The organism is Sphingomonas sp. (assembly GCF_050725575.1).
Taxonomy (GTDB): domain Bacteria; phylum Pseudomonadota; class Alphaproteobacteria; order Sphingomonadales; family Sphingomonadaceae; genus Sphingomonas.
On the sequence record NZ_JBOHHW010000085.1, the window covers coordinates 1 to 11,700 of the forward strand.

At 65.5% G+C, this 11,700-nt stretch carries 14 protein-coding genes; 5 read left to right on the forward strand and 9 right to left on the reverse strand.

Annotation, left to right across the window (positions count from 1 at the left end):
• The 3 genes from ACRECS_RS26860 to ACRECS_RS26870 form a co-directional block, all read left to right on the forward strand.
• The coding region (locus tag ACRECS_RS26860; protein ID WP_431586041.1) for an enoyl-CoA hydratase-related protein at window positions 1–545 on the forward strand (545 nt) is incomplete at its 5' end.
• A gap of 90 nt (window positions 546–635) precedes the next feature.
• Window positions 636–980, forward strand: coding sequence for a YciI family protein (locus tag ACRECS_RS26865; RefSeq protein WP_431586042.1), 345 nt, complete (start codon window positions 636–638; stop codon window positions 978–980).
• Window positions 981–985: 5 nt separating this feature from the next.
• The gene (locus ACRECS_RS26870; RefSeq protein WP_431586054.1) at window positions 986–2,194 is read left to right on the forward strand and encodes an RNA polymerase sigma factor; all 1,209 of its coding nucleotides are present in this window, start codon (window positions 986–988) and stop codon (window positions 2,192–2,194) included.
• 267 nt (window positions 2,195–2,461) lie between these two features.
• Here ACRECS_RS26870 and ACRECS_RS26875 read toward each other — a convergent pair whose 3' ends face one another.
• From ACRECS_RS26875 to ACRECS_RS26890, 4 genes are all read right to left on the reverse strand, one after another.
• Window positions 2,462–3,880: a coniferyl aldehyde dehydrogenase gene (locus tag ACRECS_RS26875; protein WP_431586043.1), complete on the reverse strand. Its 1,419-nt coding sequence runs from the start codon at window positions 3,878–3,880 to the stop codon at window positions 2,462–2,464.
• A gap of 67 nt (window positions 3,881–3,947) precedes the next feature.
• The gene (locus ACRECS_RS26880; RefSeq protein WP_431586044.1) at window positions 3,948–4,409 is read right to left on the reverse strand and encodes a hypothetical protein; all 462 of its coding nucleotides are present in this window, start codon (window positions 4,407–4,409) and stop codon (window positions 3,948–3,950) included.
• Window positions 4,406–5,161, reverse strand: a complete 756-nt coding sequence (locus tag ACRECS_RS26885) for a prepilin peptidase (RefSeq protein WP_431586045.1) — start codon at window positions 5,159–5,161, stop codon at window positions 4,406–4,408. Before ACRECS_RS26885 ends, ACRECS_RS26880 begins: the two co-directional genes overlap by 4 nt.
• Window positions 5,154–5,411 (reverse strand): hypothetical protein, encoded by a 258-nt coding sequence (locus ACRECS_RS26890; RefSeq protein ID WP_431586046.1) that lies wholly within the window; start codon window positions 5,409–5,411, stop codon window positions 5,154–5,156. The genes ACRECS_RS26885 and ACRECS_RS26890 overlap by 8 nt, the downstream gene beginning before the upstream one ends.
• Window positions 5,412–5,553: 142 nt before the next feature.
• Between ACRECS_RS26890 and ACRECS_RS26895 the strand changes: the two genes are divergently transcribed.
• Window positions 5,554–6,741 carry an acetyl-CoA C-acyltransferase gene (locus ACRECS_RS26895; RefSeq protein ID WP_431586047.1) on the forward strand — a complete coding sequence of 396 codons (1,188 nt, stop codon included), beginning with the start codon at window positions 5,554–5,556 and terminating at the stop codon, window positions 6,739–6,741.
• A gap of 49 nt (window positions 6,742–6,790) precedes the next feature.
• On the opposite strand, the gene ACRECS_RS26900 is transcribed toward ACRECS_RS26895, so the two are convergent.
• The 3 genes from ACRECS_RS26900 to ACRECS_RS26910 all read right to left on the reverse strand — a co-directional run bounded on the left by ACRECS_RS26900 (window position 6,791) and on the right by ACRECS_RS26910 (window position 8,041).
• Window positions 6,791–6,976, reverse strand: coding sequence for a hypothetical protein (locus ACRECS_RS26900; RefSeq protein WP_431586048.1), 186 nt, complete (start codon window positions 6,974–6,976; stop codon window positions 6,791–6,793).
• A gap of 86 nt (window positions 6,977–7,062) precedes the next feature.
• Window positions 7,063–7,533 (reverse strand): GNAT family N-acetyltransferase, encoded by a 471-nt coding sequence (locus tag ACRECS_RS26905; RefSeq protein ID WP_431586049.1) that lies wholly within the window; start codon window positions 7,531–7,533, stop codon window positions 7,063–7,065.
• Window positions 7,534–7,537: 4 nt separating this feature from the next.
• On the reverse strand, window positions 7,538–8,041 hold the full coding sequence (locus ACRECS_RS26910; RefSeq protein WP_431586050.1) for an SH3 domain-containing protein: 504 nt from the start codon (window positions 8,039–8,041) through the stop codon (window positions 7,538–7,540).
• A gap of 100 nt (window positions 8,042–8,141) precedes the next feature.
• Here ACRECS_RS26910 and ACRECS_RS26915 point away from each other — a divergent pair, with 100 nt between their 5' ends.
• Window positions 8,142–9,152 carry a 2-hydroxyacid dehydrogenase gene (locus tag ACRECS_RS26915; protein ID WP_431586051.1) on the forward strand — a complete coding sequence of 337 codons (1,011 nt, stop codon included), beginning with the start codon at window positions 8,142–8,144 and terminating at the stop codon, window positions 9,150–9,152.
• A 98-nt stretch (window positions 9,153–9,250) separates the two neighbouring features.
• Here ACRECS_RS26915 and ACRECS_RS26920 read toward each other — a convergent pair whose 3' ends face one another.
• Both ACRECS_RS26920 and ACRECS_RS26925 read right to left on the reverse strand, forming a co-directional pair.
• The gene (locus tag ACRECS_RS26920) at window positions 9,251–10,231 is read right to left on the reverse strand and encodes a diguanylate cyclase domain-containing protein (protein ID WP_431586052.1); all 981 of its coding nucleotides are present in this window, start codon (window positions 10,229–10,231) and stop codon (window positions 9,251–9,253) included.
• Window positions 10,232–10,422: 191 nt separating this feature from the next.
• On the reverse strand, window positions 10,423–11,700 hold a 1,278-nt coding region (locus ACRECS_RS26925; RefSeq protein ID WP_431586053.1), incomplete at its 5' end, for an NAD(P)H-dependent flavin oxidoreductase.

The window sequence follows — 11,700 nt, forward strand, 5'->3', positions numbered from 1 at the left end:
GCGGTGAAGGCTCGCGCAATGTGGGGCGCTTCCTCCACGCGATCGCCACCGCCACCAAGCCGCTGATCGCTGCCGTGCAGGGCCGCGCGGTCGGTGTCGGCACCACGATGCTGCTGCACTGCGACCATGTCGTGCTGGCCGAGGATGCGCAGCTTACCACCCCGTTTGTCAGCCTGGCGCTGGTGCCGGAAGCGGCATCGAGCCTGTTGCTGACCCGGCGCATCGGCCATGTCCGGGCTTTCTCGATGTTCGCGCTTGGTGAACCGGTGGGCGCTCATGACGCCGTGGCCTGGGGCCTGGCCAACAGCGTCGTGCCGCTCGCGGCCTTGCAGGAAACCGCCCGCGCGGTGGCCGAGCGCCTGACCAGACAACCGCTCGGCGCGCTGGTCGCGACCAAAAGGCTGATGCGCGACACCGACGCGATCACCGCGCAGATGGAAGTGGAGGGCAAATTGTTCCTGGAACGCCTCACCACCGCTGAAGCGCGGGAAGCCTTCACCGCCTTTGCGCAGCGCCGCGCGCCCGATTTCTCCGGATTGGCATAACGGCAAATAAATTTTCGGCGCCTGTCGAATCCGCTCCCCCTCGCCCGTCTCCAAGGTACGATCGCAGTCACGCGACCGGGGAGATGAACGATGCACTACATGCTGCTGATCTATGAGGACGAGAGCGGATATGGCGACGGCGCCGACTCGCCCGAGATGAAGGCGATCATCGACAAGCACATGGCGCTGGTCGACGAGCTGGGCGACAGGCAGGTGGACGGCGCGGGCCTTCAGCCTGTTGCCACCGCGACGACCGTGCGCACCACCGGCGGCAAGCAGGTGATCCATGACGGCCCCTTTGCCGAAACCCGCGAACAGCTTGGCGGCTATTATGTGATCGAGGCGCCCGATCTCGATGCCGCGCTGGAGATTGCCAAGAAAGTGCCGCTGCGGCTTGATGGCGCGATCGAGGTGCGCCCGCTGATCGTGCATTGACCATCATGCTGGACCGGGCCGCGCGGGCGCATAAGGGGCGGATCCTCGCGGCGCTTGCGGCCCGGTTCCGCGATCTCGATATCGCGGAGGAGGCTTTCGCCGAAGCCTGCGCCCGCGCCGTCACCGCCTGGGCGATCGAAGCGCCGCGCGATCCGGCGGCGTGGCTGTACCGCGTCGCTGACCGGGTTGCGCTGGACATGGTGCGCCGACACGCGATCCGCGCCGGCGCCGCCCTGCCCCCGCCCGATCCCGAGCCAACGGCGGAGGAATTGCTGATGGCGGATTCCGCACTCATTCCCGACGAACGGCTGCGGCTGATCTTCGTCTGTTGTCATCCGGCAATCCATCCCGAGGCGCGGGCGGCACTGACGCTGAAACTCGTCTGCGGCTTGACCACGCTCGAGATCGCGCAGGCGTTCCTGACCAGCGAGACGACGCTGGCGCAGCGGCTGGTGCGCGCCAAGCGCAAGATCGCCGATGCCGGGATCAGCTTCGAAGTGCCCGGGCCGCGAGCCTGGCCGGACCGGATCGATGCGGTGCTGAGCACGATCGAAATCGCCTATGCCCGGGCCCATGCCGACGCCGCGGGCGATGGCCGCCATGCCGATTATGCAGCGGAAATGCTGCAAGTCACCGCAACGCTTGCCACCCTGATTCCGCACGACCCCGATGTGCTGGCGCTTGCCGCAACGGTGCGCTTCGCCGAAGCGCGACGACCGGCGCGCACCGATACCCACGGCGTGATGGTGCCGCTCGATGAGCAGGATCCGGCACAATGGGACCCGACATTGATCGGCGAGGCCCGCCTCTATCTCGCTCGCGCCCTCGCACGCGATGCGGCGCGGCCACGCATACTGGCGGCCCTGATCCACGCCGAATGGTGCACCCGCACATCGCTGGACGATCCGCCGCCCTGGCCCGCAATCCTGACCATCTATGACGCGCTGATCGCCGTGCGCGACGATCCGGTGACCAGGCTCAATCGTGCGGTGGCGGTGGCGCAGGTCAGGGGTGCAGCAGCGGCGCTCGAGGAGGTCGACACACTCGCCCTTCCCGGCCTGATCGACTTCCTGCCCTATCACGCGGTACGCGCCGACCTGCTCGCCCGGCTCGGCCATCACGACGCGGCCCGAACCGCCTATGATGGCGCGCTCAGCCTTGAACCGGAACCGGCCGAGCGCCGCTGGCTGCAACGCAGGCGCGATCGCTGTTGAGCCGCCGAGCAGCGGTCCAAGGGATACGCATCTTCGTCATAACAATATGATATAAAACAATATTATCTAAATCCGTCACCGAGACGCGACAGAAAAGATATGACACGACCGGTGTCCCATATCTCCCCGCCGCCGTATCGCCGGCAGCGATTCAACCATCACACAGGATCGGGCATATCATTCCCGTGGCGGATGAATGCCGCACGCTCTTTCTTATTGTCGAACGGGAAAAGGTGATCGCAACGGGTCAGGCCGCGTTGCGGGATATCACCCCTTCATCTGCCGCTTCACCGATGCCATCGTCGCCTTGCCATAGGGCGGCTTGAGCCCGGCCAGCTTGGCCACGTCGAGCCTGGCCTGCTTGTACACGCTCTTGGCATGGCTGAATGTCTTGAAGCCGTCATGCCCGTGATAGGCGCCCATGCCCGACGGCCCGATGCCGCCGAACGGCAATTCCTCCATCGAGATATGGAAGATTACGTCATCAAGCGTCACGCCGCCAGCGATGGTGCGGTCGAGCACGCGGCGGCGCTCGCCCGCGTCGCTGCCGAAATAATAGAGGCCAAGCGGCCGGTCGCGCCGGTTGACCTGTTCGATCGCGTCATCGATCCCGTCATAACGGCGGATCGGCAACACGGGTCCAAAGATTTCCTCCTGCATCACCGCCATGTCGTCGGTCACGTTGGTGACGATATGCAGCGGCATCTTTCGCGCATTGGATGCACCGAAATCCTCATTTGCCGGATTGACCGCCTCGACCGTCGCGCCTTTGGCGCGCGCATCGTCGAGCAGATCGCCGATCCGCTTGAAATGCCGGTCGTTGATGATTGCGGTATAATCGGCATTGGCAAGCAGGCTCGGGTACATCGACGATGCCGCCGCTTTCAGGCCTCCGACCACCGCCGCTTCCTGATCGGCCTCGACCAGCATGTAATCGGGCGCGAGGCAGATCTGCCCGGCGTTGAGCATCTTGCCCAGCGCGACGCGCTCGGTCGCTTGTTTCAGGTCGGCCGACTTGCCGACGATCACCGGCGATTTGCCGCCAAGCTCAAGCGTTACCGGCACGAGATTGTCGGCCGCGGCATGCAGGATATGCTTGCCGATCGCGGTCGCGCCGGTGAAGATCAGATGGTCGAAGGGCAGTTCGGCAAACGCCTTGCCGACATCCGGCCCGCCCGACACGAACGCCAGTTCCTCAGGCGGGAAATACTGGCCGACCACCTCTTCGAACAATGCGGCGACGCGCGGCGTGAACTCGCTGGTCTTGACCATCGCGCGGTTGCCCGCCGCGAGCACCCCGGCGAGCGGCGACATCACCAGGTTTACCGGGAAATTCCACGGCGCGATGATCCCGATCACACCCTTGGGCTGATATTCGATCCACGCCTTTGCGCCCAGCAGGCCAAGCGGGAACTGGACCGGGCGCCGTTCCGGCCTGGCCCATTTGTCGAGCGACTTGATCGCATGATTGATCGGCGCAACCGAGCTGGCGATATCGGTCAGCATGGATTGTTCGCGGCTGCGATGTCCGAAATCCTCGCTCAAGGCATCGCAGAAACGCTCGGCATTCTCGCCGATCATCGCCGCAGCGCGCTTCAGACGATCCTTGCGGGTGGCGGTCGAGACCGGAAGCTGCTCCATGAACGCTGCGCGCTGACCGGCCAGGATCGCCTTCAAATCGGACATCATTCTCTCCCCGGGGATCCTGTCCCTCGCCCCGCCGCCATCGGCACGGCCGGCTACTTATCAGTCTTTAAACGCAACCGATCAAGCCCATCACGGGAAGGATGATGCTGTCCTTGCCAACGCGCTCGATCCGTAGCGTCGCCTCGGGCACGGTCGCACCGTCCTTCAGGTCGCCGCGCGTCGCGATGGTCATGTCGAGCACCGCCTTCACCCCGCCGCTCTCATATTCCGTGACGCCCGAAAAGCCGAAACCGCCGGCGCCCTGCTGCGCGGTGCGCGGCACCTCGATCTGCTGGCCATCGAGCGAAAGGCGGACCGAGCCAGGCTCGGCGCTGGCCATCGCGACGAGAGCGCGGGTCTGGCCGACGCTCCACAGAAAGGCCGCGCAGCCGGTCGCGGGCAGAGTCTGCTGCGGGATGCCGCCAATCGGCAATCCGTCGACCGATACGGGTGGCGGCGGCGGTGCCTGCTTGGGCTGTTTGTCGGCCGAACCGGCGGCGAGCAGCATCAGGAGAGCGATCGCGATCATGGCCGATAGCCTAGCAGGAACAGCCATGCCGGGTAAGCCGCGATCGCGAGCAGTGCGCCGAACGGCATGCGGTCATCGAGCTTCCCGCCCTGCCCGATGAGCCTGGCGGTCAGGGCAATGGCAAGACCGGTCATGCTGGCCAGCAGCAGCACCGCCGGCAGCATTTGCCACCCCAGCCACAAGCCAATCGCGCCAAGCAGCTTGGGGTCACCCCCGCCCAGTCCTTCGCGACCGCGCAATCGCTTATAGGCAGCGCCGATCAGCCAGAGTGAGCCGAACCCGGCTGCACCGCCGATCAGCCGGTCGATCAGCGGCGGATCGATGCCGAGCAAGCCAGTGGCAAGACCGGCAAGCGCCAGCGTGATCGTCAAGCGGTCGGGCAGCCAGAATTCGGTGATGTCGAGCGCCGCCAGCGTCAGCAGCAGCCACCCGAACACGGCACCCGCCACGGCGATCGGACTGCTTACCGCCAGCCCTGCAATTGCGCCGATTGCAAGCGCGATCAGTTCGATCTGCCAATGAAGCGGGTCGATCGCCGCGGCGCAGCGCCGGCATTTGCCCCGCGCCAGTGCGGCGCTGACCAGCGGGATCAGGTCCCGCGGGCCAAGCGCCCCGTCGCAACGGTCGCAACGCGACCGCCCCGCCATCACCGACCGGTCCTGCGGCCAGCGGATCACCAGGGTTGCGATAAAGCTGCCGATCACCGCGCCGAATATCCCGAGCGCGAGCGGCCAGAACCAGAGCTCAGCCATCGACCTTCTTGCGGATCAGGTAGCGATAGACGCCGAAGATGTTGATCGCGAACAGGGCGATATTCTGGCTGCCCAGCGCCCAGTCACTGGTCAGCGTCGCGCCCGCCATCCAGGCGATGCTCGATGCGACGAACAGCACGAACCCCCAGCCGGTCACGCGGCGTCCGGAATCGAGCGACACCATCAGTGCCGCGATCACGCCGCTGCCCGAGGCGAACCATTTGAGCGCGGTGATGAGCGTATCTTCCATAAGCATGGCGATAGGCTGCCCTATTCCTGTCGTCACCCTGAACTTGCGGCAGCCGGCACACCCAAACATCCGCCGCGCATTTGTAAACCGCCGCCACCGCGACTAGATCGCCCGCAACATCTTCCGCACCGGAGCACCGCTCATGTCCGCCGATCCGATCGTCATCCTGTCCTATGCCCGCACCCCGATGGGCAGCTTTCAGGGCGCGCTGTCCGGCGCGACCGCGACCGAGTTGGGCGCGGCGGCCGTCGGCGGCGCGGTCGAGCGCGCCGGCCTGTCGGGCGACGCGATCGAGCGCATCTATATGGGCTGCGTGCTGCCCGCCGGGCTCGGCCAGGCACCGGCGCGCCAGGCCGCGCTGAAGGCCGGCCTGCCCAATCATATCGAGGCGACGACGGTCAACAAGATGTGCGGCAGCGGCATGATGGCGACGATGCTCGCCGCCGATGCGCTTGCCGCCGGTTCCGCCGACCTGATCGTCGCAGGCGGCATGGAGAGCATGACCAACGCCCCCTATCTCTCGCTGCGCCATCGCGGCGGTGCGCGGATCGGCCATGATCGGCTGATGGACCATATGTATCTCGACGGGCTCGAGGACGCCTATGAGCCGGGCAAGCTGATGGGCAATTTCGCTGAAGACACCGCGGCGGAATATCAGTTCACCCGCGCACAGCAGGACGACTTCGCCGTCGCCTCGCTGGAACGCGCGCAAAAGGCGCAGCGCTCGGGCGGCTTCGATCGCGAGATCGTCCCAGTCGAGGTCGCCGGCCGCAAGGGCAGCGTGACCGTCACGCTCGACGAGCAGCCGGAAAAGGGCGATCCGTCCAAGATCCCGACCTTGCGCCCCGCTTTCTCGAAGGACGGCACGATCACCGCCGCCAACGCCTCGTCAATCTCCGACGGCGCGGCTGCGCTGGTGCTGACCCGTGCGAGCGTCGCGGAACGGCTTGGCCTCGATCCGATCGCACGGATCGTCAGCCAGGCGGCGCATGCTCACGCCCCGTCGCTCTTCACGACGGCTCCGGTCTTCGCGATGCGCAAGGCGCTGGAGAAGGCTGGCTGGTCGGCCGACGATGTCGATCTGTTCGAGGTCAACGAGGCGTTCGCCGTGGTGGCGATGATCGCGATGCGCGATCTCGGTCTGCCGCACGACAAGCTCAACATCAATGGCGGTGCCTGTGCGCTCGGTCACCCGATCGGTGCGAGCGGTGCGCGAATCCTCGCAACCTTGCTCTCGGCACTGCAGGCCTCGGGCCAGAAGCGCGGCCTGGCGTCTTTGTGCATCGGTGGCGGCGAAGCGACGGCGCTGGCGGTGGAGCTGATGAACTAGGCAGCAATTCCGCCCCGGCGCGTCGATGACACTGCTGGACGGGCTTCGGCTAAGTCGAACGGCGCCATATGCGTTCGCCAGTCTTCGCCAGCAGAGCGGGGAGAGCGATCGCAACGGCCATCACCAGCCAATGCGGCGCACCGACATGAGCCGCTGCCGGCAAGCTGATCACGATCGCGGCATATCCGATCAGGGCCCAGGCCAATATCGCGAGCAACGCTCTTCTTTTACTCATGGCTCCATCCAATTGGATGCACAGAACGTACCGGCTTACATAGCACATCTCGCCGGCCTGTTCACCATAAGGACTATCATCACAGCCTATGCATCCGGATCGAGAGCCAGCGTGTAATATTGGCTGAAACTCGCATCGGTATAATCGGCGAACGGGCCGCATTCGACAAAGCCTGCACGCTCGTACAGCGCCCTTGCCGGCGCGAACGGCGCGTTGTTGCCGGTCTCCAGGCTCAGCCGACGATAGTACCGCGCGCGGGCCGCGGCGATCAGATGATCGAGCATCGCCGCCGCCACGCCGCGCCGCAGATGCGCTGGCGCGGTGCGCATCGATTTCAATTCGCCATGACCGGCATCGAGCCGCTTGAGCGCGCCCATGCCGAGCAGCGCATCGTCTTCCCATGCTGTCCACAAGGTCACCGCCGGATCCTTCAGGCCGCTCAGGTCGAGCGCGAAGACGCTGCCCGGCGGAGAGTTCTCGAACGCGGATTTGAGATGCAGTTCGACCAGCGCGACCACATCGGGGTGAGTCAGGTCGTCGGTGACGATGCGCATCATCACGTCAGTTCAGCGACTCGCCGGGCTCGACGCCCCAGAGCCGGTTCGCCTCGACATAGCCGCCGCGCCCGCGCACATCGAAATAGCACCAGCCGCGCGCGCATTTGCTCAGCCGGCCAACCACGCCGGGCGCCGCGCGCCAGGTGATCTTGCCACCAAAGCGCGGCGAATCGCGCAGTTCGGCGATCGTGCCCATGATCAGGCCGGTCCGGGTTTCGCTGATCAGCGTGCCCATCATCCAGCCCTGCGTGCCCGACGGGTCCTCGATCTTGAGCCAGGCGCCGCGTTCGTACACGTCGATCACCTTCACCGGCAGGTCGGCGCGCTGATAGAGCCAGCTCGCCGGATAGGTCCGCGCGGGGCCTGTGCGCATGCGCGCCTTGCCCGCCGAGATCGACGCGAAATAAGGCGGCTTCTTCTGGATCAGCCCGGCCAATGCCGGCGCCAGGCCCGACATGGCCAGCCCGATCGCCGCTAAAGCGAGCATGATCCTCGCATTGTTACGCATAACTCTTCCCTGTCCCCCGCTGCACGAATCATTTACTCTGTTCGCAAGAGGCGGTTCAACCACCGTTGACGTAGGCCAAGGGCTTCGCCAAGCCGGATTCATGCCCGAAATGAGACGCCCGTCCGCTAAAGTGTCGAAACCCCGGGTCGTCGTGACCCGCGAACTGTCCGACACCATCATGGATCGGATGGAGCAGCTGTTCGACACGACCAACAATCGCAGCGACGCGCCAATGACGCGCGAGCAGCTCGCCGCGGCGATGGCCGACAGCGACGTGCTGGTCCCGACCGTGACCGACGAGATCGATGCCGAGCTGATCGCGGGCGCGGGCGAGCGGCTGAAGCTGATCGCCAATTTCGGCGCGGGCGTGAACCATATCGATCTGAAGGCAGCGCGCGCGCGCGACATCATCGTCACCAACACGCCCGGCGTACTGACGGAGGATACCGCCGACATGACCATGGCGCTGATCCTGTCGGTGCCGCGCCGGCTGGCCGAGGGCGAGAAGCTGGTCCGGTCGGGGCAATGGAAGGGCTGGAGCCCGGGCGGAATGCTCGGCCACCGCATCGGCGGCAAGGCGCTGGGCATTATCGGCATGGGCCGAATCGGCCAAGCGGTCGCCGCCCGCGCCCGCGCGTTCGGCCTGTCGATCCATTACCATAATCGCCACCGCCTGCCCGCTATGATCGAGGCTCAGCTGGCCGCGACCTGGCATGAATCGCTCGACGCGATGCTCGGCAGCATCGACATCCTGACCATCCACACCCCGCGCAATCCGGCAAGCGAGAATCTGATCGATGCGCGCCGCATGGGATTGATGCGGTCGCACGTCTATCTGATCAACGCCGCGCGCGGCGGCATCGTCGATGAGGCCGCCCTGGTCGATGCGCTCGAAGGCGGCCGCCTCGCCGGGGCCGGGCTCGACGTCTGGGCGCATGAGCCGGAGATCGATCCGCGCCTGCTGGCTTTGCCCAATGTCGTGATGCTGCCGCATATGGGCTCCGCCACATATGAGGGCCGCCTTGCGACCGGCGAAAAGGTCATCGCCAATATCCGCATGTGGGCCGACGGGCACCGCCCGCCCGATCAGGTACTGGAAGGCTGGGCCTGACACGGCTCCATTGGCGAATTTCATGAGCTGCCCTCGCCTGCGATGCCTCCTTTGAAGGCAAAGGCGGCGGAGCTGAATCCGCCACAGCCCCGGCCGGGCTAGCGAACACCCAGCGGCAAGCACATCGCCGGATGCATCGCGGCCCATTCGGGCCGCATCCCCGCACCGGGATCCGGCACAAACACGCGCACCCGGTTCCGGCCTTGCCCCTTGGCGAGATACAGCGCCGAATCCGCTTCGGCGAACCGCAGCGCCGGGTCATGAACCGCCATATGGTCGATCAGCGTGGCGCCGGCCGATGCACTCATCGCCACCGGCTCACCGTGGCAGAGCACCGGCCGGCGCAGCGCCGCGAGGACCTGTTCCAACCGATGGCCGAGCTCGTCGCGCTCGTGAATGCCGCGTAACAGCACGGCGAACTCATCGCCACCAATCCGCGCAACCATCTGCGCATCGGCGAACAGCTGTTTCAGCCGCGCCGCGACCTGGCGCAGGCAATCGTCGCCGGCGGAATGGCCCAGCCGGTCATTGATCAGCTTGAAGTCATCGAGATCGATCAGCACCAGCGCCGACACGCCACGTGCGCGCAGCAGCGTATCGGGGAGGTCGTAGAAGTTGGTCTGGAACATGCCGCGATTGGCGAGGCCGGTCAGCGAGTCGCGTTCGGCCAGGCGGCGTAGCCGCTCGGTCCGCACGCGATCCTCGGTGATGTCTTGCTTGGCGCCATAGAGTCGCCGCGCCCGGCCGCGCTCATGTTCGACATCGGTGGTCAGGCGCATCCAGCGCTCGACGCCCGAGACCGTCTGGATATGGGCATCGAGCGCGAAGCCGCGCCCGGTCGCGATCGCCTCGGCCCGCAATGCCTCCATCTCGCGCCGCGATTCCTGGTGATAGAGATCGACAATTGCCGCGCGGTCGGGTGCGATCAGCGGCGACAGGCCGAACAGTTGATAGACGCCGTTGGTCCAGGTCAGCGCGGACGTGTCGAGATCGCACTCCCACGCGCCAAGCGTGACCAGCGAGGTGACGCGGTCGTAGAGGCGGTTGAGCCGGGCGATCGATGGCACGGCTGGTGCCATACCGCCTCCCGATCGAACCGAATCATGCCTCATCAATGCGTTCCCTGTTGGCCCGCACAGGCGGGGTCGGCAAGGGTCTATGCGGCAAGAGTTAAGGACGGATTAGAACGGAGGGCGCGCCTTTCGCGACAAGCAATGTTTCGGCACTTATAGTGCCAAAATAGCCCCGGCCTCGCGTGATCGTGCCGCGCTCAATCCCCGGTCAATATCCGGTCAACCAGCTGCTTCACCGTCGGCACGAAGCCGTTCGAATAGAAGGGATCCTTCTTGAAATTATACGCGCCGTGCCCGGCGAACATCAAATTCTGCTCGATCGGGCCGCCATGCGCGATGTCCTGCAGCGTCTTCTGAATGCAAAAGGAGCGCGGATCGGCGAGCCGGCCGGTCGAGTTGGTCTCGGTGTCCGACCAGGATGAGAAAGCGCACTGGCTGAGGCAGCCCATGCAATCGGCCTGGTCCTTGCGGATCACGCCCTTTTCCTCCGGCGACACGAACACCAATGTATTGTCCGGGGTCTTCAGCGCATCGGTGAAGCCCTCACCGAACCATTGCCGCGCACGCAGCAGGTCGTTGCGCGTGACCCAGAAATTCCGGCCCTTCACCCCGACATCGAGCTGGAAGGTGTGATCGCCTGCTTCCTGCGTCGAAAAGGCAATCTGGCGCTCCGAACGCGCCTCGAGGCTGCGCAGGAACGGGTTCCGCACCGCGCTGGAATAGAAGCCGGTCGGCGAGAAGCGGTGCAGCAGCACTTCGCCTTCCTCGATATCCATCAGCTTGGCCTTCCAGCCATCCGGGATCGGGCTTTCCTGCGTCAGCAGCGGCCGCGTGCCGAACTGAAAGGCGATGCTGCCGAGTTCGGGATTGTCGATCCAGTTCGACCAGTCGCGCAGGAACCATACGCCGCCGGCCATCACGATCGGCACTTCATCGGAAATGCCGCCTTCGCGCATCACCTCGCGCAATTCCTTGACGCGCGGATAGGGGTCCTGCGGTTTCAGCGGGTCCTCGGCATTGGACAGGCCGTTATGACCGCCGGCGAGCCAGGGATCCTCATAGACCACTGCCGCGAGCCATTCCGACGCCTTGGAATAGGCGCGCTTCCACAAGGCGCGGAACGCCCGGCCCGAGCTGATGATCGGTAGATAGCTGACCTCGTACGAGGCCGCGATCTCGCTCAGCTTATAGGGCATGCCAGCGCCGCAGGTGACGCCCGCGACCATGCCGCGGGTGCGTTCGAGCACGCCGTGCAAGATGCGCTGCGCCCCGCCCATTTCCCACAACACGTTGATGTTGATCGCGCCCTTGCCGCCGGCAATGTCGAACGCGCGCTTGACCTGCTGCACTGCACCCTCGATCGCATAATCGATCAGTTCTTCATGGCGCTCGCGCCGGGTCAGCGCGGTGTAGATCTGCGGAATGATCTTGCCGTCGGGGTCGTAGCTGTCGGCGTTGACCGCCGAGACCGTGCC

Excerpts from the sequence above, each read along its gene's own strand:
- ACRECS_RS26865 (WP_431586042.1), top strand. The coding sequence starts at position 636 with ATGCACTACATGCTGCTGATCTATGAGGACGAGAGCGGATATGGCGAC.
- ACRECS_RS26870 (WP_431586054.1), top strand. The coding sequence starts at position 986 with ATGCTGGACCGGGCCGCGCGGGCGCATAAGGGGCGGATCCTCGCGGCG.
- ACRECS_RS26875 (WP_431586043.1), bottom strand. The coding sequence starts at position 3,880 with ATGTCCGATTTGAAGGCGATCCTGGCCGGTCAGCGCGCAGCGTTCATG.
- ACRECS_RS26880 (WP_431586044.1), bottom strand. The coding sequence starts at position 4,409 with ATGATCGCGATCGCTCTCCTGATGCTGCTCGCCGCCGGTTCGGCCGAC.
- ACRECS_RS26885 (WP_431586045.1), bottom strand. The coding sequence starts at position 5,161 with ATGGCTGAGCTCTGGTTCTGGCCGCTCGCGCTCGGGATATTCGGCGCG.
- ACRECS_RS26890 (WP_431586046.1), bottom strand. The coding sequence starts at position 5,411 with ATGGAAGATACGCTCATCACCGCGCTCAAATGGTTCGCCTCGGGCAGC.
- ACRECS_RS26895 (WP_431586047.1), top strand. The coding sequence starts at position 5,554 with ATGTCCGCCGATCCGATCGTCATCCTGTCCTATGCCCGCACCCCGATG.
- ACRECS_RS26900 (WP_431586048.1), bottom strand. The coding sequence starts at position 6,976 with ATGAGTAAAAGAAGAGCGTTGCTCGCGATATTGGCCTGGGCCCTGATC.
- ACRECS_RS26905 (WP_431586049.1), bottom strand. The coding sequence starts at position 7,533 with ATGATGCGCATCGTCACCGACGACCTGACTCACCCCGATGTGGTCGCG.
- ACRECS_RS26910 (WP_431586050.1), bottom strand. The coding sequence starts at position 8,041 with ATGCGTAACAATGCGAGGATCATGCTCGCTTTAGCGGCGATCGGGCTG.
- ACRECS_RS26915 (WP_431586051.1), top strand. The coding sequence starts at position 8,142 with ATGCCCGAAATGAGACGCCCGTCCGCTAAAGTGTCGAAACCCCGGGTC.
- ACRECS_RS26920 (WP_431586052.1), bottom strand. The coding sequence starts at position 10,231 with ATGGCACCAGCCGTGCCATCGATCGCCCGGCTCAACCGCCTCTACGAC.